This window comes from Streptomyces sp. NPDC046876 (assembly GCF_040645035.1).
Classification (GTDB): domain Bacteria; phylum Actinomycetota; class Actinomycetes; order Streptomycetales; family Streptomycetaceae; genus Streptomyces.
In genome coordinates this window covers 30,668-50,002 of the sequence record NZ_JBEYXK010000027.1, presented here as the reverse complement: position 1 = coordinate 50,002, position 19,335 = coordinate 30,668, and the positions used below count along the sequence as shown (strand labels likewise).

General features: G+C 71.4%; 23 protein-coding genes and 1 pseudogene. 18 read left to right on the top strand and 6 right to left on the bottom strand.

Annotated elements, in window-relative coordinates; all coding sequences use genetic code 11:
* Positions 1-12: 12 nt before the first annotated feature.
* On the bottom strand, positions 13-750 hold the full coding sequence (locus ABZ924_RS17265; RefSeq protein WP_361909739.1) for a Mut7-C RNAse domain-containing protein: 738 nt from the start codon (positions 748-750) through the stop codon (positions 13-15).
* 41 nt (positions 751-791) lie between these two features.
* Positions 792-1,208, bottom strand: coding sequence for a helix-turn-helix domain-containing protein (locus ABZ924_RS17260; protein ID WP_361909736.1), 417 nt, complete (start codon positions 1,206-1,208; stop codon positions 792-794).
* Between the two features lie 153 nt (positions 1,209-1,361).
* Between ABZ924_RS17260 and ABZ924_RS17255 the strand changes: the two genes are divergently transcribed.
* On the top strand, positions 1,362-2,261 hold the full coding sequence (locus tag ABZ924_RS17255) for an NADP-dependent oxidoreductase (RefSeq protein ID WP_361909842.1): 900 nt from the start codon (positions 1,362-1,364) through the stop codon (positions 2,259-2,261).
* A gap of 139 nt (positions 2,262-2,400) precedes the next feature.
* Here ABZ924_RS17255 and ABZ924_RS17250 read toward each other — a convergent pair whose 3' ends face one another.
* A complete protein-coding gene (locus ABZ924_RS17250; protein WP_361909733.1) occupies positions 2,401-3,021 on the bottom strand; it encodes a hypothetical protein in 621 nt (206 codons plus the stop codon).
* A gap of 134 nt (positions 3,022-3,155) precedes the next feature.
* On the opposite strand from ABZ924_RS17250, the gene hemL reads away from it, so the two are divergent.
* The 8 genes from hemL to ABZ924_RS17210 all read left to right on the top strand — a co-directional run bounded on the left by hemL (position 3,156) and on the right by ABZ924_RS17210 (position 10,936).
* Entirely contained in the window at positions 3,156-4,490 is a 1,335-nt protein-coding gene (hemL, locus tag ABZ924_RS17245; protein WP_361909730.1) for a glutamate-1-semialdehyde 2,1-aminomutase, read from the top strand.
* The gene (locus tag ABZ924_RS17240) at positions 4,487-5,161 is read left to right on the top strand and encodes a histidine phosphatase family protein (RefSeq protein WP_361909727.1); all 675 of its coding nucleotides are present in this window, start codon (positions 4,487-4,489) and stop codon (positions 5,159-5,161) included. The genes hemL and ABZ924_RS17240 overlap by 4 nt, the downstream gene beginning before the upstream one ends.
* Positions 5,162-5,229: 68 nt before the next feature.
* Positions 5,230-5,856: a TlpA disulfide reductase family protein gene (locus tag ABZ924_RS17235; protein ID WP_361909724.1), complete on the top strand. Its 627-nt coding sequence runs from the start codon at positions 5,230-5,232 to the stop codon at positions 5,854-5,856.
* Between the two features lie 4 nt (positions 5,857-5,860).
* Entirely contained in the window at positions 5,861-6,640 is a 780-nt protein-coding gene (locus ABZ924_RS17230) for a cytochrome c biogenesis protein CcdA (RefSeq protein WP_361909722.1), read from the top strand.
* A gap of 13 nt (positions 6,641-6,653) precedes the next feature.
* Positions 6,654-8,360, top strand: coding sequence for a cytochrome c biogenesis protein ResB (locus ABZ924_RS17225; RefSeq protein WP_361909719.1), 1,707 nt, complete (start codon positions 6,654-6,656; stop codon positions 8,358-8,360).
* Entirely contained in the window at positions 8,357-9,451 is a 1,095-nt protein-coding gene (gene ccsB / locus ABZ924_RS17220) for a c-type cytochrome biogenesis protein CcsB (protein WP_361909716.1), read from the top strand. Before ABZ924_RS17225 ends, ccsB begins: the two co-directional genes overlap by 4 nt.
* A gap of 25 nt (positions 9,452-9,476) precedes the next feature.
* The gene (locus ABZ924_RS17215; RefSeq protein WP_361909714.1) at positions 9,477-9,980 is read left to right on the top strand and encodes an SRPBCC domain-containing protein; all 504 of its coding nucleotides are present in this window, start codon (positions 9,477-9,479) and stop codon (positions 9,978-9,980) included.
* Between the two features lie 251 nt (positions 9,981-10,231).
* Positions 10,232-10,936 carry a hypothetical protein gene (locus ABZ924_RS17210; protein ID WP_361909712.1) on the top strand — a complete coding sequence of 235 codons (705 nt, stop codon included), beginning with the start codon at positions 10,232-10,234 and terminating at the stop codon, positions 10,934-10,936.
* Between the two features lie 16 nt (positions 10,937-10,952).
* On the opposite strand, the gene ABZ924_RS17205 is transcribed toward ABZ924_RS17210, so the two are convergent.
* Positions 10,953-11,279 (bottom strand): PLD nuclease N-terminal domain-containing protein, encoded by a 327-nt coding sequence (locus tag ABZ924_RS17205; protein ID WP_361909710.1) that lies wholly within the window; start codon positions 11,277-11,279, stop codon positions 10,953-10,955.
* 90 nt (positions 11,280-11,369) lie between these two features.
* Here ABZ924_RS17205 and ABZ924_RS17200 point away from each other — a divergent pair, with 90 nt between their 5' ends.
* The 4 genes and pseudogenes from ABZ924_RS17200 to ABZ924_RS17185 all read left to right on the top strand — a co-directional run.
* On the top strand, positions 11,370-12,827 hold the full coding sequence (locus tag ABZ924_RS17200) for a menaquinone biosynthesis decarboxylase (protein ID WP_361909708.1): 1,458 nt from the start codon (positions 11,370-11,372) through the stop codon (positions 12,825-12,827).
* Positions 12,824-13,294 carry a hypothetical protein gene (locus ABZ924_RS17195; protein WP_361909706.1) on the top strand — a complete coding sequence of 157 codons (471 nt, stop codon included), beginning with the start codon at positions 12,824-12,826 and terminating at the stop codon, positions 13,292-13,294. The genes ABZ924_RS17200 and ABZ924_RS17195 overlap by 4 nt, the downstream gene beginning before the upstream one ends.
* Complete coding sequence (gene mqnP / locus ABZ924_RS17190; protein ID WP_361909839.1) at positions 13,294-14,214, top strand: menaquinone biosynthesis prenyltransferase MqnP; 921 nt, start codon at positions 13,294-13,296, stop codon at positions 14,212-14,214. Before ABZ924_RS17195 ends, mqnP begins: the two co-directional genes overlap by 1 nt.
* 78 nt (positions 14,215-14,292) lie before the next feature.
* Positions 14,293-14,403 (top strand): annotated as a pseudogene (locus ABZ924_RS17185) (Uma2 family endonuclease); the annotation flags it as partial.
* 80 nt (positions 14,404-14,483) lie between these two features.
* Here the strand turns inward: ABZ924_RS17185 and ABZ924_RS17180 are convergent.
* The gene (locus ABZ924_RS17180) at positions 14,484-15,101 is read right to left on the bottom strand and encodes a rhomboid family intramembrane serine protease (RefSeq protein ID WP_361909703.1); all 618 of its coding nucleotides are present in this window, start codon (positions 15,099-15,101) and stop codon (positions 14,484-14,486) included.
* A 115-nt stretch (positions 15,102-15,216) separates the two neighbouring features.
* Between ABZ924_RS17180 and ABZ924_RS17175 the strand changes: the two genes are divergently transcribed.
* Complete coding sequence (locus ABZ924_RS17175; protein WP_361909700.1) at positions 15,217-15,900, top strand: UbiX family flavin prenyltransferase; 684 nt, start codon at positions 15,217-15,219, stop codon at positions 15,898-15,900.
* A 20-nt stretch (positions 15,901-15,920) separates the two neighbouring features.
* Here ABZ924_RS17175 and ABZ924_RS17170 read toward each other — a convergent pair whose 3' ends face one another.
* Positions 15,921-16,061: a hypothetical protein gene (locus ABZ924_RS17170; RefSeq protein ID WP_361909697.1), complete on the bottom strand. Its 141-nt coding sequence runs from the start codon at positions 16,059-16,061 to the stop codon at positions 15,921-15,923.
* A 123-nt stretch (positions 16,062-16,184) separates the two neighbouring features.
* Here ABZ924_RS17170 and ABZ924_RS17165 point away from each other — a divergent pair, with 123 nt between their 5' ends.
* The 4 genes from ABZ924_RS17165 to ABZ924_RS17150 all read left to right on the top strand — a co-directional run bounded on the left by ABZ924_RS17165 (position 16,185) and on the right by ABZ924_RS17150 (position 19,025).
* Positions 16,185-16,640, top strand: a complete 456-nt coding sequence (locus tag ABZ924_RS17165) for an Lrp/AsnC family transcriptional regulator (RefSeq protein WP_361909695.1) — start codon at positions 16,185-16,187, stop codon at positions 16,638-16,640.
* 88 nt (positions 16,641-16,728) lie between these two features.
* Positions 16,729-17,892 carry an aminofutalosine synthase MqnE gene (gene mqnE / locus ABZ924_RS17160; protein ID WP_361909692.1) on the top strand — a complete coding sequence of 388 codons (1,164 nt, stop codon included), beginning with the start codon at positions 16,729-16,731 and terminating at the stop codon, positions 17,890-17,892.
* Positions 17,893-18,082: 190 nt separating this feature from the next.
* The gene (locus tag ABZ924_RS17155; RefSeq protein WP_361909690.1) at positions 18,083-18,607 is read left to right on the top strand and encodes a GNAT family N-acetyltransferase; all 525 of its coding nucleotides are present in this window, start codon (positions 18,083-18,085) and stop codon (positions 18,605-18,607) included.
* Positions 18,608-18,719: 112 nt separating this feature from the next.
* On the top strand, positions 18,720-19,025 hold the full coding sequence (locus tag ABZ924_RS17150) for a DUF4229 domain-containing protein (RefSeq protein ID WP_361909687.1): 306 nt from the start codon (positions 18,720-18,722) through the stop codon (positions 19,023-19,025).
* Positions 19,026-19,335 lie beyond the last annotated feature (310 nt).

The following is a 19,335-nucleotide window of genomic DNA, read 5'->3' as shown; positions in this document are numbered from 1 at the left end:
TCGCGGCCCGGCTCAGTGCCTGCCCACCGCCCCGAACTCCTCGACCGCCTCGCTGACGATGCGCTGCAGGCGGGCGTGGTGGGCGCCGCGCCAGTAGACCCGCTCGCACGCCGTGCACTGCGCGAACACGTCGTACGAGCGGTGCGTCCCGCGCTCCAGGCGGTCGCCGACGCTTTCCTTGTCGGCGTCGCGCAGGGCCCCGTTGCAGGCGGTGCAGCGGGTCCACGGGGCGAGGGCGGGTGCGAAGCGGCCCAGGACGTCGCGCAGTTGCTCGTCGGGGTTGTCGCTGTAGACGTAGGCGCCGGCAAAGATCTCCCGGCGGCGCAGCAGTCCGCGGTCGCGGGAGAGCAGGACGCGCTGCTCGTCGGCGGAGCGGGTGGCGAGGGCGGGGTCGCCGATGTCCTCGTTCTCGTACGCGGCGTCCACGCCGAGCAGGCGCAGGCGGCGGGCGAGGGTGCCGAGGTGGACGTCGAGCAGGAAGCGCAGCGGTGCGCCGTCGACGCGCTGCGGGCGCTCGACTCCGTACACCTCGACGGACTGTCCGGCGCGCGGCACGTAGGAGACGGGCACCTCGCGGCCGTCGACCAGGAGCCGGCCGACCTCGGTGAGCGGGACCCCGGCCGATTCGACGACGTGGCCGAGGCTGGACGCGCCGTCGATCGCGGTCGGTACGCGCTCGGCCCGCCTGCTGGGCGGGGCGAAGAGGCGCAGTGCGGGGGCGAGGGTGAGGTGAATGCCGGGTCCGTTCACGCTGCCAGCATGCCATTGCGGGGCGGGCCGGTGCGGGGGAATTACGCGGTCCCGGCGGCCTCGTCGTAGGCGGCGCGGTGGGCGCTGACCTCGTCGAAGTGGTCCTCGGCCCACAGCTTGACCGAGTACAGCAGGGCGCCGAGGCCCGCGCCGAGCTCGGTGAGGCGGTAGTCGACGCGGACGGGGACGGTCGGGGTGACGGTGCGGGTGACCAGGCCGTCGCGTTCGAGGGAGCGCAGGGTCTGGGTGAGCATCTTCTGGCTGACGCCGGGGATCTTGCGGCCGAGGTCGCTGTAGCGCATGGAGCCGCCCTCGGCCTTGCCCAGTGCGCTGACGATCAGGCCGACCCACTTGTCGCTGATGCGGGCCAGGAGCTGGCTGGTGGGGCATTCCTTGAGGAAGGCGTCGTAGGCGTAGCGCGCCTCGTCGCGGCGGGCGGCGGCGCTGAGCGTGGCCATGGGTACCCACTTCCGGGTCGGGTACGCACTCCGAAGTGCGTACTTACGGAAAGAGAGTACCTCTCCCTAAGTTAGTGCTCACAAGGAACGAGCGAACGAGCGAGCGAACGAAACGGGAGACGGACCATGAGCGAGAACATCACGAACAGCACCATGCAGGCGGTCGTCGTCGACGGGTTCGGCGGTCCCGAGCAGGTGCGCATCGTCGAGGTGCCGGTGCCGCGCCCCGGGGCCGGCCAGGTCCGGGTCCGGGTCCGGGCCGCCGGGGTCAACCCGGTGGACGGCGCGGTCCGCGTGGGCGTCTTCGGCGGCGCCGGGCAGCGGCTCGGCCTCGGCTGGGACGTGGCCGGCGAGATCGACGAGCTCGGCGAAGGGGTCACCGGCTGGTCGGTGGGCCGGCAGGTGATCGGCCTGCACTACGGACCGGTCAAGCCGCTCGGCACGCACGCCGAGTACGCGGTCCTCGACGCCTCGGCCCTGGCCCCCGCCCCGGCCACCGCGGACACCGCGGCTGCCGCGGCGCTCCCGCTGAGCGGGCTCACCGCCGGGCGGGCGGTGCGGCTGCTGGACCTGGCGCCGGGCTCCTCGGTGCTGGTCACCGGGGCCGCGGGCATCGTCGGCGGGCTCGCGGTGCAGCTCGCGGCGCGGGCCGGGCTGGCGGTGACGGCCCTGGCCGGCGAGGGGGACGAGGAGCTCGTACGGTCGCTGGGCGCGACCGCGTTCGTCCCGCGCGGCGGGGCCCCGACCGAGCCGGTCGACGGGGTGATCGACGCGGCGGTCCTCGGCGAGGAGGCGCTCGGCTTCGTCCGCGACGGCGGTGTCTACGTGGGCCTGCGCCCGCACGCCGCCCCGGCCGCCCAGCGCGGGATCACGGTGGTCGAGCAGGAGGTCGCCGCCGACGGCGCGCACCTGGCGGAGCTGTCGGCCCTGGTCGACGAGGGCGCCCTCACCCTGCGGGTGGCCCGCACGATCCCCCTGGCCGACGCCGCGAAGGCCCACGCCGAACTGGCCGAACCGGGCACCCGCGGCCGCCTGGTCCTGACCACCTCCTGACACCCGCCGACCACCTGCCGAGCCCCCGCCCCGCGGCGGGGGCCAGGGGCAGGCGCACGGCTCTAGGGTCAGGGCCCAAGAGCCCAGGGGTCAGGGCCCATGGGTCAGGGCCCACGGGTCAGGGCCCCTGGGCAACGGCTCAGGGCCAGACCAGGCAGTACGGCTGGTGGCCCGCCTCGTGGAGGCGGTGGCTGAAGTCCTGCCACTCGTGCAGGAGCTGGTAGACGTCGAACGCGTCCCGCGGGCCGCTGCGGTCCGGGACCGTGGACCAGATGAACGCCGCCGCGCCGACCGACTCCTCGCCGATGTCGCGCAGCGGGTCGACCACCGTCATCGGGAGCTTGACCACCGCGTAGTCCGGGTGGAGGACGACCAGCTCCAGCGGGGGCACCTTGTGCAGGGGTATGCCCTGGATGCCGGTGAGGACCATCGCGGCCATGGTCTCCGGCTTGATCTTGGTGAACATGCCGCCCATGCCGAGCTCGTCGCCGCCGAGCTCCTCCGGCCGCATCGTGACCGGCACCCGGGCCGCCGTCGCCCCGTCGGGGGCGCCGAAGTACTTGTACGTCACGCCCATGCCGCGGCCCCTGGGCAGCAGCAGGCTGCCGGGATCCTCGGCCGTCTCGGTCTCCGGCACCGGATCGGCCGCGTCCGCGGCCCGCCGGCGGTGCCTGCCCCGGCGTCGGGCTTCGCGGGCCTCGCGGGCGCGCTTCGGGTCGAGGCCGTCCGTACCCTCGCCCGGTCCACCACCGCGTTGCATATCTCCACCCGACTGGTCTTGCCTGCCCCGGCCCCGCGGCCCCCGCCACGCAGCCTGATCATCATGGCAGTGACCTCCCCGCGGGCGGCGCGGTGAAACGCCCGTCCGCAAGTGAGTCGCGGCCTGATGAGACCATGGCTCGTGTGAGCTACCCGTACCCGTATGAAGCCAAAGTCTCGCAGACTCTCTTTGACCGTGCGTCCCTCGTGACGCCCGGCGGCGTGAACTCTCCGGTGCGCGCGTTCCGCGCCGTGGGCGGTACGCCCAGGTTCATGGTGTCCGGTACCGGTCCGTACCTGACCGATGCCGACGGCCGCGAGTACGTCGACCTGGTCTGCTCGTGGGGGCCGATGATTCTCGGCCACGCCCACCCGGCCGTGGTGGAGGCCATCCAGGCCGCCGTCGCCCGCGGTACCTCCTTCGGCACGCCCGGCGAGGGCGAGGTCGCCCTCGCCGAGGAGATCGTCGCCCGTATCGAGCCCGTCGAGCAGGTCCGCCTGGTGTCCTCCGGTACGGAGGCCACCATGTCCGCGATCCGCCTGGCGCGCGGGTTCACGGGCCGCTCCAAGGTCGTGAAGTTCGCCGGCTGCTACCACGGCCACGTGGACGCGCTGCTCGCCGCCGCCGGTTCCGGTTTGGCGACTTTCGCACTGCCGGACACCCCCGGCGTCACCGGCGCGCAGGCCGGCGACACGATCGTGCTCCCGTACAACGACCTCGAAGCGGTCCGGGCGGCCTTCGCCGCGCACCCCGGCGAGATCGCCTGCGTGATCACCGAGGCCGCGCCCGGCAACATGGGCGTGGTCACGCCCGCCGAGGGCTTCAACCAGGGGCTCGCGGACCTGTGCCGTGAGAACGGCGCCCTGTACATCTCCGACGAGGTCATGACCGGTTTCCGCACCTCGCGGGCCGGCTGGTACGGGGTCGACGGCGTCAAGCCCGACCTGATGACCTTCGGCAAGGTCATGGGCGGCGGCTTCCCGGCCGCGGCGTTCGGCGGCCGCGCCGACGTGATGGGCCACCTGGCCCCGGCCGGCCCGGTCTACCAGGCGGGCACCCTCTCCGGGAACCCCGTCGCGACCGCCGCGGGCGTGGCGCAGCTGCGCCTGCTCGACCAGGCCGCGTACGAGAAGGTCGACGCGGTGTCGGCGCAGATCCAGGGCCTGCTCACGGACGCGCTGGCCAAGGAGGGCGTCGCCCACCGCCTGCAGACCGCCTCCAACATGTTCTCGGTCTTCTTCACCGACAAGCCGGTGCGCAACTACGACGACGCGAAGACGCAGGACGCATTCCGCTTCAACGCGTTCTTCCACTCGATGCTGTCGCAGGGCGTGTACCTGCCGCCGTCGGCCTTCGAGTCGTGGTTCGTCTCCACCGCCCACGACGAGCGGGCCGTCGAGCGGATCGCGGCCGCGCTGCCCGCCGCCGCCCGCGCCGCCGCGCAGGCCGTCCCGGAAGGTTCCGCATGAGCGACATCACCGTCGTCCACCTGATGCGCCACGGCGAGGTGCACAACCCCGACGGGGTCCTGTACGGGCGCCGCGCCGGCTACCACCTCTCCGAGCTGGGCCGCCGCATGGCGGACCGGGTCGCCGAGCACCTGCAGGACCGCGACATCACGTACGTGGTCTCCTCCCCGCTGGAGCGGGCGCAGGAGACGGCGGCGCCGGTCGCCAAGACGCACGGCCTGGACGTGGCGACCGACGCCCGGCTGCTGGAGGCGGAGAACGTCTTCGAGGGCAAGACCTTCGGCGTCGGCGACGGCGCGCTGCGCAAGCCCGGCAACTGGAAGCACCTGACGAACCCGTTCAAGCCGTCGTGGGGCGAGCCGTACGTGGAGCAGGTCGTCCGGATGATGAGCGCGATCGAGGCGGCGCGGGACGCGGCCCGCGGCCACGAGGCCGTCGCGGTCAGCCACCAGCTGCCGATCTGGATCGTGCGCAGCTTCGCGGAGAAGCGCCGGCTGTGGCACGACCCGCGGCGCCGCCAGTGCACGCTGGCCTCGCTGACCTCGTTCACGTTCCAGGGCGACAAGCTGGTGTCGGTGGGCTACAGCGAGCCGGCCCGGGACCTGGTCCCGGCGCACCTGCTGGCCGGGGCGAAGCCGGTGAAGGGCAAGTCGAAGGCGTTCGGCGCCTGACCAGGGAATCAACCCACCGGACGGGGGGCGCGGAAGATCGCGCAAATCGCTCATGCGAAACTTTTCACATGAGAATTGGCCGCGCCCCCCGTCGCCGCTCGACCCGCGGCGGCCGCGCCCTCCTGCTGACGGCGGCGACCGTCGGATGCGCCCTGGCCCTGTCGGCGTGCGACGACGGCGGCAAGCCGTCCGGTTCCGGCGGCGGCAACTACGTGACGGGCCCCAGCGGCATCTCCACCGTCGCCAAGGGCGAGCGCACCGAGGCCCCCAAGCTCGACGGCGAGACCGTCGACGGCAAGACCCTCGACACCACCGCCCTCAAGGGCAAGGTCGTCGTCCTCAACGTGTGGGGCTCCTGGTGCCCGCCGTGCCGCGCCGAGGCCCCGAACTTCGCGAAGGTCTCCAAGGAGCTCGCCGACGCGGGCAAGGACGTGGCGTTCGTCGGGATCAACACCCGCGACAACACCAAGCAGAACGCGGCCGCCTTCGAGGAGAACTTCCAGATCTCCTACCCCAGCCTGTACGACCCGGACGGCAAGCTGATGCTCCGCTTCCCGGCGGGCACGCTGAACCCGAACGCGATCCCCTCCACGATCGTCCTCGACAAGCAGGGGAAGATCGCGGCCCGCACGCTGGCCGCGCTCGACGAGGAACACCTGCGCTCCATGATCGACCCGCTGCTCGCGGAGCAGTGACCTCGTGGTCCCCCCGCTCCTGCCCCTGGCCGCCGAGTCGGCCGGCGTGAACACCACGGTCCTCAACGGGGCCCTGCTGCTGGCCCTGCCCATCGCGGTCCTCGCCGGCCTGGTCTCGTTCTTCTCGCCGTGCGTGCTGCCGCTGGTCCCCGGCTACCTCTCGTACGTCACCGGCGTCAGCGGCGCCGACCTCGCCGAGGCCCGCCGCGGCCGGATGGTGGCCGGCGCGAGCCTGTTCATCCTCGGCTTCACCGCCGTCTTCGTCTCCACCGGCGCCCTGTTCGGCCAGTTCGGCAACGTCCTGGTGGGCAACAAGGAGATCATCTCCCGGGTCATGGGCGGCCTGGTGATCGTCCTCGGCCTGTTCTTCATGGGGGCCATACCGGGCCTGACCATGCGGGAGTTCCGCTTCCACAAGAAGCCCACGGCCGGCCTGCTCGGCGCGCCCCTGCTGGGCGTGCTCTTCGGCGTCGGCTGGACCCCCTGCATGGGCCCGACCCTCGCCGCCGTCACCACGCTCTCCCTGGACCAGGCCAGCGCCGGCCGCGGCGCCCTGCTGACGGTGGCCTACTGCCTGGGCCTGGGTCTGCCCTTCATCGCCGCCGCGGTCGCCTTCCGCAAGGCGCTCGGCGCGTTCGGATGGGTCAAGCAGCACTACGCCTGGGTGATGCGCATCGGCGGCGGCATGCTGATCCTGACCGGGCTGCTCCTCGTCACAGGAATGTGGAGCACCATCATCAGCGACACGCAGAGCTGGACCCGAGGCTTCACGGTGGGGATCTGAGGACGACACGGACATGAGTACGACCGACAAGGCGCGGACCGGCGCGCCGAACCCGACCCCCGAACCCACCGAGACCGAAGCCGAGGCCGCGGCCGGCGCGCAGCTGTCCACGGCCCCCGCCGAGGACGCCGGCGGGCCCGTCGGCATCGGCGTGCTCGGCTGGGCCCGCTGGTTCTGGCGGCAGCTCACCTCGATGCGCGTCGCGCTGATCCTGCTCTTCCTGCTGTCCCTGGGCTCCATCCCCGGCTCCCTCATCCCGCAGACCCAGGTCGACGCGATGAAGGTGGCCCAGTGGAAGAAGGACCACTCCTTCTGGGTCCCGGTCGCCGAGAAGCTCCAGCTCTTCGACGTCTACAGCTCGGTGTGGTTCTCCGCGATCTACCTGCTGCTGTTCGTCTCGCTGATCGGCTGCATCGTCCCGCGCACCTGGCAGTTCGTCGGCCAGCTCACCGGCCGCCCGCCCGGTGCCCCGCGGCGCCTGGACCGGATGCCCGCGTACACCACCTGGCGCACCGCCGCCGCCCCCGACGAGGTGCTCGCACATGCGAAGACCCTGCTGGGCGGGCGGCGCTTTCGCACCGAGGCCGGCCGCGGCTCCGTCGCCGCCGAGAAGGGCTACCTGCGCGAGGCCGGCAACCTGGTCTTCCACATCTCGCTGATCGTGCTGCTGGTGGCGTTCGCCTGGGGCCAGCTGCTGAAGTCCGAGGGCGGCAAGCTCGTCCTGCGCGGCAAGGGCTTCGCGAACACCCTCACCCAGTACGACGACTTCAAGTCCGGCAGCTTCTTCAGCTCCGAGGACCTCCCGCCGTTCTCCTTCACCCTCGACAAGTTCGACGCCACCTTCGAGCGGACCGGCCCGCAGAAGGGCACCCCGCGCGACTTCAAGGCGTACGTCACCTTCCGCGAGGGCGCCGACGGCGCCCCGCAGAAGCGCGAGATCCAGGTCAACAAGCCCCTGGAGGTCGACGGCGCGAAGGTCTACCTCTTGGGCCACGGCTACGCGCCCGTCATCTCGGTGACCGACCCCACCGGCAAGGTCATCTACAAGGACGCCGTGCCGATGCTGCCCTTCGACGGCAACCTCAGCTCCTCCGGAGCCGTCAAGGTCACCGACGGCTACCGCGACAAGGACGGCAACAAGGAGCAGCTCGGCTTCAACGCCATGTTCGTGCCGACCTTCGCCGGCGCCGGCCAGGGCACGATGCTCTCCCAGTTCCCGGACACCGACTTCCCCGTGCTGGCGCTGAGCGCCTACCACGGCAGCCTGGGCGTCGACTCGGGCCTGCCGCAGAACGTGTACCAGCTGAACACCTCCAAGATGAAGGAGTTCAAGGACGCCGACGGGCAGCTGTTCAAGAAGCGGCTGCTGCCCGGCGAGACCATGGAGCTCCCGGACGGCGCGGGCACCGTGAAGTTCGAGGGCATCGAGCGCTGGGCCACCTTCTCGATCACCCAGCAGCCCGGCAGCGGTCTCGCGCTCGCGGGCGCGCTCGCCGCCATCGGCGGGCTCGCCGCGTCGCTGTTCATCCAGCGGCGCCGCGTCTGGGTCCGGGCGGTCGCCGGCGAGGACGGCGTGACCGTCGTCGAGATGGCGGCCCTGGGCCGCAGCGAGTCGGCGAAGGTGCCCGAGGAGCTCTCGGTACTCGCCGCCACGCTGCACCAGCAGGCGCCCACCGCGCCTGATCCTGTCGAAGAATCCCCCGAAGGAGAGCGCGGATGACGCCGCTCGCAGCCGCGGTTAACGAGAACCTGGCCCAGATCAGCAACTACCTGGTCTATTCGTCGATGGCGGTCTACACGCTCGCCTTCTTCGCGCACATCGCCGAGTGGACCTTCGGCAGCCGCAGCAAGGTCGCCCGTACCGCCGCCGCGCTGACCGGCGCGGCCTCCGGTGCCGGCGCCGCGGCGGGGCCCGCCGTGCAGGTGCGCACCCAGGGCGGCGGCACCGCCGTCCTCGACAAGCCGAAGGTCGTCACCCGCTCCGCGACCGGCACCCGCGACGTCCCGGACGGCCCCGGCGCCGCCGGCGGCACCGCACAGGGCGACCTGTACGGGCGGATCGCGGTCTCGCTGACGACGCTGGCCTTCCTCATCGAGGCGGGCGCGGTCGTCACCCGCGCGCTGTCCGTCGAGCGTGCCCCCTGGGGCAACATGTACGAGTTCTCGCTCACCTTCTCCACGGTGGCCGTCGGCGCGTACCTGGTGCTGCTCGCGCTGAAGAAGAACGTCCGCTGGCTCGGCCTGCTCCTGGTCACCACCGTCCTGCTGGACCTCGGCATCGCCGTCACCTGGCTCTACACCGACAGCGACCAGCTGGTCCCGGCGCTGCACTCGTACTGGCTGTGGATCCACGTCTCCACGGCGATCTTCTGCGGCGCCGTCTTCTACATCGGTGCCGCGGGCGCGGTCCTCTACCTCTTCCGCGACTCCTACGAGAGCCAGCTCGAGGCCGGCCGTACCCCGGGGAAGTTCCGCAGCTCGGTGCTGGAGCGGCTGCCCTCGGCGGCCTCCCTCGACAAGTTCTCGTACCGCATCAACGCGGCCGTCTTCCCGCTGTGGACCTTCACGATCATCGCGGGCGCCATCTGGGCGGGCGACGCCTGGGGCCGCTACTGGGGCTGGGACCCCAAGGAGGTCTGGTCCTTCGTGACGTGGGTGGCGTACGCCTGCTACCTGCACGCCCGCGCGACCGCCGGCTGGAAGGGCCGCAAGGCCGCCTACCTGGCCCTCTTCGCCTTCGCCTGCTGGATCTGGAACTACTACGGCGTGAACATCCTGCTCAGCGGCAAGCACTCCTACGCGGGCGTCTGAGCCGCAGGAGTGGCACGCTGGTGGCATGCCTCCTGTGAGTCATGCCACCAGCGAGAGCCGGGGCGAGGACCGCTGGATCCTGCGCTTCGAAGTGCACCTGCCCTGCGCGTACGAGGCCCTGTGGCCGGCCCTGACCACGGCCGAGGGGCTGCGCGGCTGGCTGGCCGCGGCGGACGTCCTCGAGCGCCGGCTCGGCGGAGCCGTCACCCTGCGCTGGCTCAACACCGGCACCACCGTCACCGGCCGGATCACCGCCTGGGACGTCGAACGGGTCGCCGAGTACACCGTGACCGAGCACGGCCGCATCCGCTTCCACCTCGAGCCCGTCGGCACCGACTCCACCGTGATCCGCTTCCTCAACGAGCGCTCCGGCAGCCACGAGGACCGGCTCGACTCCCTGGCCGGCTGGCACCACCACTTCGAGTTGCTGGAAGGCGCCCTCCAGGGCCACCCGGCGGACTGGAGCCACTGGACCGACGCCCGCTGGGCGGAGCTCCGCTCCTCGTACGCGGCGTTCTCCCACCGGTAGGCGGCCCCTCCGCTCGCCATGCCGGTCCCGGCCGCCGGGACTAACCTGAAAAAGAGGACGTCCACGGCACGCGATCCGCGAAGCCGATCGCGCCGCAAGGGCCGGAACGGGGGACCGGCCGACGCGAAGATGCCGCGCTCACGCCCCAGTTCCTGGCCCGCACCCACCGCGGCCATGGCGCGCCCGAACGGCGACGGCTGTCCCCGACGTCCGCCCCACTCGCCAATGCTTTCCCCGTAAGGAGGGAACGCATGAATCCGCATGCCCGCCCCGCACTCCTCGTCCCGCTCCTCGCCTCCGCGCTCGCCGTGCCTCCGGTGGCGGCTGCGCAGGCCGCGCCCGTCGAACGGGCGCCCGCCGCGCCGGCCGCGCCGGCCGCAGCCGTCTGCAAACTCGTGGTGGCCCCCGGCACGAATCCCGTGGAATTCGACCTGACGCTGGCCGGGTTCCCTTCCGGAAAGCGCGTCAAGGTGAGGGGAGCGGAGAACTTCGAACGCACCGTCGACGCGCAGGGCGCCTTCACCGAGCAGGACGTCAAGAAGGGCACCTACACGGTGTACTTCGGAGGCGGCCGCCACCAAGGGCAGCAGCAGGTCAGCTGCGAGAAGCCGGCCAGGGTCGCGCCCGTGAACGTCCGCATCTCGGAAGTGCAGATCACCAAGGTGTCGACCGCCACGCCCGACGTCGACTGCAAGGCGTCGCAGCCCGTCACGTTCGAGGGCAAGCTCATCGGAACCGGCACCGGGACCGTCGAGTACGTGTGGTCGGGCGAGGGCAGGCAGACCTCTCCGGACGTCAAGTTCACCGCCCCCGAAACCCCCACGGTCAACTTCGTCGTGAAGTCCCCCACGCGCAATGCGCCCACGGACCCGGCGCCCAGGGTCAGCGCCGTGCTCAGGGCGGGCAACGCATCGGACCCGCAGGCCTTCACGCTCACCTGCAAGCCAGGGACCTGACGACCGGATCAGGCCATCAGGACCGGTCGTCCTTGTCGCCGCCGTCCCTGCGGTCCCTGTCGTCGCGGTCGCGGTCCTCGCCGAGGGACCGCAGGAACTCCGGGTTGTCGTCGGGCGCCACCCACTGCGTCCGGCGCGCCCGGCCCCCGCTGCCGCCCACCGCGGACCGCTGCCGCCCGGCGAACAGCCACACCACGGGGCCGACGATCGAGAAGAGCAGGATGATCAGCACCCACACCACCTTCGGGAGGTGCTTGACCTCCTCCTCCGGGGTGTTCAGGCAGTCGATGAAGGCGTAAATGGTCAGCGCGATGATCAGCAGGAACGGCAGATAGCGCAGCACGGTGTGGGACCGACTCCCCGGCAGTGGCGGGGGACCCGCGTAGGGCCCCGGTGACACCCACAGGTTAGTCGGTGACGGATACTGGCCCCTATGGCTTACGACGATCTCCGCTCGCTGCTCCGGGCTCTGGAGCGGGAGGGCGACCTCAAGCGCATCAAGGCCGAAGTCGACCCGTACCTGGAGGTCGGGGAGATCGTCGACAGAGTGAACAAGGCCGGTGGCCCGGCCCTGCTCTTCGAGAACGTCAAGGGCTCCTCGATGCCCCTGGCGATGAACGTCTTCGGCACCGACCGCCGCCTGCTGAAGGCCCTCGGCCTGAAGTCGTACGGCGAGATCAGCGAGAAGATCGGCGGCCTGCTCAAGCCGGAGCTGCCGCAGGGATTCATCGGCGTCCGCGAGGCCTTCGGCAAGCTCGGCTCGATGGTCCACGTGCCGCCGAAGAAGGTGAAGGGCGACGCCGCCCCCGTCCAGGAGGTCGTCCTGACCGGCGACGACGTGGACCTCGACGCGCTGCCCGCGCTCTTCACCTGGCCCAAGGACGGCGGCTCCTTCTTCAACCTGGGCCTGACGCACACCAAGCACCCGGAGACGGGCGTGCGCAACCTCGGCCTCTACCGCCTCCAGCGCCACGACAAGCGCACCATCGGCATGCACTGGCAGATCCACAAGGACAGCCGCAACCACTACGCCGTCGCCGCCGCGCGGGGCGAGCGGCTGCCCGTCGCGATCGCCTTCGGCTGCCCGCCGGCCGTGACGTACGCGTCCACCGCGCCGCTGCCGGGCGACATCGACGAGTACCTGTTCGCCGGGTTCGTCGCGGGCAAGCGGATCGAGATGGTCGACTGCAAGACCGTCCCGCTCCAGGTGCCGGCCAACGCCGAGGTCGTCCTGGAGGGCTGGCTGGAGCCGGGCGAGATGCTGCCGGAGGGGCCGTTCGGCGACCACACCGGCTTCTACACGCCGCAGGAGCCGTTCCCCGCGCTGAAGATCGACTGCGTGACGATGCGGAAGCGGCCGCTCCTGCAGTCGATCGTGGTCGGCCGCCCCCCGACGGAGGACGGCCCGCTGGGCCGTGCGACGGAGCGTTTCTTCCTCCCCCTCCTCAAGATCATCGTCCCGGACATCGTGGACTACCACCTGCCGGAGTCCGGCGGCTTCCACAACTGCGCGATCGTCTCGATCGACAAGAAGTACCCCAAGCACGCCCAGAAGGTCATGCACGCAATCTGGGGCGCCCACATGATGTCGCTGACCAAGCTGATCATCGTTGTCGACAAGGACTGCGACGTCCACGACCTGCACGAGGTCTCCTGGCGGGCGCTGGGCAACACCGACTACTCCCGGGACCTCACCGTCGTCGAGGGCCCGGTCGACCACCTCGACCACGCCTCGTACCAGCAGTTCTGGGGCGGCAAGGCCGGCATCGACGCCACGAAGAAGCTCCCCGAGGAGGGCTACACCCGCGACGGCGGCTGGCCCGACATGGTCGAGTCCGACCCGGCCACGGCCGCCCTCGTGGACCGCCGCTGGAAGGAGTACGGACTGTGAGCCCGATCGACGTGGGCGGCCCGGAGTTCTTCCTCGGCACCGCGGCGCGGTACGTCGCCCTGGCCCGCCCGGAGATCGACCCGACGCAGCCCGGAGTGCTCCTCGCCGCCGAGCAGGCCGGCGTGAGCCCGGAGGAGTTCGCGGGATCCGGGGACACCTGGGCCCTGATGTACGAGGCGGACGGCGAGGGCGACGGCTTCGAGCTGCCCGGCGCGCGGGACATCGAGGCCGACGACTTCGCGGAGCAGCTCCAGCGCGCCCTGGCGGCCGGTGAGCCGTTCACCGCCGAAGCCGGGAACTTCCTGCGCCTGGACGCCCGCCCGTCCGGAGACTCCTGGCAGGTCACCGCCCGCGTCACCCCGCCCGAGGGCCACGACGACGACACCGTCCGGACCCTGGACCTCGGCGCCCTCCCGGCGGCGGAACTCGCGGCCGACCTCGAAGCCTTCCGCAGGAGCCTCGCATGATGACCACCGCCGACGGGGTCATCGGCTCCGGGCCCGCGCCGCAGGCCCCCGGGCGGGTGAAGGCGTTCCTGCGGCTCGTGATGATCGAGCACTCGGTCTTCGCGCTGCCCTTCGCCTACATCGCCTCGCTGACCGCGATGTTCCGGCTCGACCGCACCGTGCACTGGGCCGAGTTGCTGCTCGTCACCGTCTGCATGGTGGGCCTGCGGACCTTCGCGATGGCCGCGAACCGGATCATCGACCGGGAGATCGACGCCCGCAACCCCCGCACCGCGGGCCGCGAGCTCGTCACCGGCGCGGTGTCCGTGCGCTCGGCGTGGACCGGGGCGGGCATCGCGCTGGCCGTGTTCCTCGGGGCGGCGGCGCTGCTGAACCCGCTCTGCCTGGCGCTGGCCCCGGTCGCGGTGGTCCCGATGGTGGTCTACCCGTACGGCAAGCGGTTCACGAACTTCCCGCACGCCATCCTGGGCCTCGCCCAGGCCATGGGCCCGATCGGGGCCTGGCTCGCCGTCACCGGGACCTGGTCCTGGGACGCGGTGATCCTCGGCCTGGCGGTCGGCGTGTGGATCGGCGGCTTCGACCTGATCTTCGCCTGCCAGGACGTGGCCGCGGACCGGGCGGACGGCGTCAAGTCCGTCCCGGCCCGCTTCGGCGTCCCGGCCGCCCTGTGGGGCGCCCGCGGCGCGCACGCCGTCACCACGGCCCTGCTGGCCTGGTACGCGGTGGCCACGGACGCGGGCGTGCCGTTCTGGATCGGCCTGGTCATCGTCGTGGCCGCGTTCCTGTACGAGCACACCATCGTCACCCCGCACGACCTGTCCCGCCTGAACCGCGCCTTCTTCACGGTGAACGGTTTCATCGGAGTCGCACTCTTCGCCTGTGCCCTCCTGGACCTCGCCCTGCGCGGCCTGACGCTCTAGCTCGACGGTGTGAGCCGCGCGGGATCCCGCCGCGCGCGGCCTGCCCACGTGGATACCGTGCGGCCTACCATCGAGTGCATGGACAGGGAGGCCGACGTCACCATCTCGGAGAGCGACCGCCTGCAGTCACAGCTCAGCCGGTTCGAGGACATGTTCCCCGGCTACCGGATGGAGATCGTCGAGGGCGCCATGGCCCGGCGCGGGATCCCGCACTACCTGATCTTCGACCCGTATCGACACCGCCGGGCTGCCCGTGGACCCTTCGGTCGTCAGGTGAGCTGTCGGCGCGGGGCCGGGCGGCGGTGGTACAGGGCCGTGGCGATGCCTGCCAGCAGGCCGCACAGGTGGCCCTGCCAGCTCACGGTGGTGTCGGTCGGGAGAATGCCGACCAGGATCGTCGTGCCCCAGACGGCCGCGACGCCGAGGGACACGGCAATGCCCAGCACATTCCGCTCGACGAAGCCGCGGACCAGCAGGTAGCCGAAGAGGCCGAAGACCAGGCCGGACGCTCCCGCCGTCATGGTGTTCGGCCAGGCGGTCAGCCAGACGCCGATGCCGTCCGCCAGGATGATCAGCCCGCATACGGCGAGGAAGCGGCGGATGCCCGACAGGGCCGTGACGAAGCCGAGGACCAGCAGCGGGACGCTGTTGGCGGCGACGTGGCCGAAGCCGAAGTGCAGGAAGGGCGCGAAGAGGATGCCGCTCAGGCCGCCGGGGTCGCGGGCCGGGATCCCGTACGCGTCGAGGGCGTGCCCCGTGGCGTAGTCGACCACCTCCAGGGCCCACAGCAGCGCCACCCAGCCCAGCATCAGCTTCGCCGCGGCCTTGGCCCTGTCGGTCCGGCTCCAGTCCTCCACGGCCCCGCTCGTCCCGCTCGTCCCGCTCATCGTGCTCCCGTCCCCCGTGTGTCGCGTGTGCGTGTTGCGTGTGCGTGCCCCGTCAGGGAACGTCCGGGAGACCTTAGCGAGTGCCCGCCGGGTGTGGCCGGATAGTCTCGTAGCCATGACTGAGCGCAAGCGCACCCCCTGGGTGGTGGGGGTTTCCGGGGCTTCCGGGACGCCGTACGCGGCTTCGGTGATCCGAGGGCTGCTGGCGGCGGGCGAGAGTGTGGACCTGGTGGTGAGCCGGGCCTCGCGCCTGACCCTGCTGGACGAGACCGGGATCGCCTTCCGCGACGCGCACTGGCGCGAGGACCTGCGGGAGTGGCTGGCCCGCGGCGCGGACGGCAAGCCGGGGACGTTCCGGGTGCCGGACGGGGACGTCCGGTACTGGGCCGCGGGCGACCTGGCGGCCGGGCCGAGCTCGGGCTCGTATCCCGTCAAGGGGATGCTGATCGTGCCGGCGTCCACGGCCTGCGTGGCGGGGGTGGCGCTCGGGCTGTCGAAGGACCTGCTCCAGCGCGTCGCGAGCGTGACGCTCAAGGAGCGGCGCCGACTGGTGGTCGCGGTGCGGGAGACCCCGCTGAACGGGCAGACGCTGAAGCATCTGGTGGCGCTGGACGAGGCGGGCGCGGTCGTGCTGCCCGCCTCTCCGGCGTTCTATGCGGGTGCGACGCACATCCAGGATCTGGTGGATTTCGTCGCGGGGCGGGTGCTGGATGCGGCAGGGGTGCCGCACCGGCTGTACCGCCGGTGGGAGGGGGAGCTCGGTGCGGGCTCCCGCCCCCGGGAGGCAAGCGGTGACTAGGGCGAGAGGGAGCTGCGCGACTAGCGCGAGCGCTTCTTCGCCGTGTGCGGCTTGCGGGTCTTGTCGACGCGGTGGGCGGCGGCGGGCTGGTCGGTGCGGGATCGGTTGGCCAGCTCCTGGAGCTGTCGCATGTGCGCGTAGGCCATCTCGATCGTGTACACGGGTGAACCACTCCTGAAGATCGTCATTGATCTGTTGAAAGATTCACAGGGCGTTGACCCTGTGTGCCTTTGATTCTATACGTAAACTTGCGGGATCGCCGAACAATAGAAGGGTCCGGATAGATGGACGCGGTGGATAGGCAGCTCATCCAGGCACTCCGGGAGAACGGACGCGCCTCGTACGCGGAGCTGGGCCGGCTCGTAGGCCTGTCCGGCCCCAGCGTCACCGACCGGATCAACCGGCTGGAGTCGGCCGGCGTCATCACCGGCTACCGCGCGACCGTCGACGCGGCCTCCCTCGGCCTCGGCGTCACTGCGCTGATCGGCATCTCCCTCTCCGACGCCGCCGACCACGAGGACGTGGCCCGGCGCCTGCGCGACCTCGCGGAGATCGAGGACTGCTGGTTCATCGCCGGCGACGACTCCTACATGCTCAAGGTCCGCGCCAGCGACGTGGACGGCCTGGAGAAGATCATCCGCAAGCTCTCGGGCACCAAGGGCGTCTCCCGCACCCGTACCACCATCGTGCTGTCCACGAAGTGGGAGAACCGGGTCGGCGAACTTCCCGAGGAGCGCTGAGAGTACGGTTGCAGGGTCGGGCGCGCCCCACAGGGCGCCCCGCAGGGCAGAGCTGGACAGCAGGAACCTAAGAGGAGGCGACCGGCCGATGGACGCTGGGCTCAAGCGTGAGCTGGAGGAGAAGGTCCGCTCCGGCGAGCGGCTCACCCGTGAGGACGGCATCGCCCTCTACGAGTCCGACGACCTGGCCTGGCTCGGGGGGCTCGCCCACGAGGTGCGCACCCGCAAGAACGGCGACGTCGTCCACTTCAACGTCAACCGCCACCTCAACATGACGAACGTGTGCACCGCCTCGTGCGCGTACTGCTCGTTCCAGCGCAAGCCGGGCGAGAAGGACGCGTACACGATGCGCATCGAGGAGGCCGTGCGCCTGGCCAAGGCCATGGAGAGCGAGAGCCTCACCGAGCTGCACATCGTCAACGGCCTGCACCCCAGCCTGCCGTGGCGCTACTACCCGCGCTCGCTCTCCGCACTGAAGGAGGCGCTGCCGAACGTCTCGCTGAAGGCGTTCACGGCGACGGAGATCCACCACTTCGAGACGATCTCCGGTCTCTCGGCGTCCGAGATCCTGGACGAGCTGATCGAGGCCGGCCTGGAGTCGCTCACCGGCGGCGGCGCGGAGATCTTCGACTGGGAGGTCCGCCAGCACATCGTCGACCACAAGACCCACTGGGAGGACTGGTCGCGCATCCACCGCCTCGCGCACGAGAAGGGCCTCAAGACCCCGTGCACGATGCTGTACGGGCACATCGAGGAGCCGCGCCACCGCGTGGACCACGTGCTGCGGCTGCGCGAGCTCCAGGACGAGACCGGCGGCTTCCAGGTCTTCATCCCGCTGCGGTACCAGCACGACTTCGTGGACATGAAGGACGGCAAGGTCCGCAACACCCTCCAGGCGCGCACGACGATGGCCACGGGCGCGGAGGCGCTGAAGACCTTCGCGGTCTCGCGCCTGCTGTTCGACAACATCCAGCACGTGAAGGTGTTCTGGGTGATGCACGGCGTGCAGACCGCCCAGCTGGCGCTGCAGCACGGCGCGGACGACATGGACGGCTCGGTCGTCGAGTACAAGATCACGCACGACGCGGACAACTACGGGACCCCGAACAAGCTGGGCCGCGACGACCTGCTGGACCTGATCCGCGAGGCGGGCTTCCGGCCGGTGGAGCGCAACACGCGCTACGAGGTCATCCGCGAGTACCCCGGCCCGGACGCGGGGCTGCGCGAGACGCCGCAGGCGATGCGCGTCTGACGGCGGCGCCGTCGCCGGACGACTGATGTGGGGAAGGCCCCGGTCCGAGGAGGACCGGGGCCTTCGTGCACATACGCCCCTGTGGCCCCGTGCCCCGGTGGCCCCGTGCCCCTGCGCCCCTGTGCCCCCCCCGTACCCCTGCGCCCCCAGGTCATTGCCGAGTACTGCAGGTAATGGATAACCTCACTCGGTGCCTCTTACTTTCACCTTCGATCCGGTCGTCGATCCCGCCCTGCGCGAGGGGGTCGTCACGCTCTGGACGGACGTCACCAACGCCGGCGGCGCGGTCGGGTTCGTGGCGCCGGTCACCGCCGACGACATACGCCCCGAGATGGTCAAGCACCTCGTCGCCATGGCCGAGGGCCGCCACCGCCTGGTCGTGGGGCGGGACGCGGACGGCCGGGTCCGCGCCTGCGCCTTCCTCGCCCTCAACACGCACCGCCTGATGACCCACTGGGCCTGGGCCTACACCGTCATGGTCGACCCCGCCCTCCAGGGTCGGGGTGCGGGCCGCGCCCTGATGGAGGCCGTGGCCGACGCCGCGCGCACCGTCGGCGGCATCGAGGCCGTCCGGCTCTCCTGCCGCGGCGGCCTCGGCCTGGAGCACTTCTACGCGGCCTGCGGCTACAAGGAGGTCGGCCGCGTCCCCGACGCCGTCCGCGTGGCCCCCGGCGACGACCGCGACGAGATCACGATGCTCCTGCCGCTCCACTGAGGCGGCGGGGCCGTGCGGCGTACGGATGACCCCGGCGGCGCCCGGGGGAGGGCGGCCGTGCTTCACTGGACGGGCACGTGACGCGAGTACCGACGAGAGAGAAGGGGTCACCGTGTCCTTCAAGCCGAGCGCGACGATCCGCTACACCGCGATGCGCCTGGGCATCTTCGTCGGATGCCTCGTCCTCGTGGCCGCCCTCGTCCACGTGGGCTGGGTGCCCGCCGGGCTGGGCGACGCCAACTTCGCCTGGGTCGTGCTGCTCGCGCTGGTGATCTCCGCGCCGCTGTCCTTCGTACTGCTGCGCAAGCAGCGCGACGAGATGTCCGAGCAGATCGTCGGGCGCGTGGCGGACGCGAAGCAGAAGCTCGCCGCGAACCGCGCGCAGGAGGACGCGGCCGACGACGCGGCCCGCGCGTAGGGCCTGTCGGCCGGTCAGCAGCCGGTTGGCCGCTGGTTAGCTTCCTCACATACCGAAGCGCCCCAGTACCCGGGAACACCCCGGTGTACTGGGGCGCTTGCGTTGTCCGGGGCTCGGGAGCGGGCCTGCGCGGGCCCCTGACTCAAAGTGCGCCTTTGAGGATCTCAAAGGGAAAGTGTTAGCGTGTTAAACATGTTGACCACAGTTGCGCACGAAATGACCACGAGCATCCCGCTCGTGGCGCGCCTGCACGTCGACCTCTGCCGCCGCGCGTCCGCGGCCTGGTGCGGCTGTCGCTGACCCCGCCTTC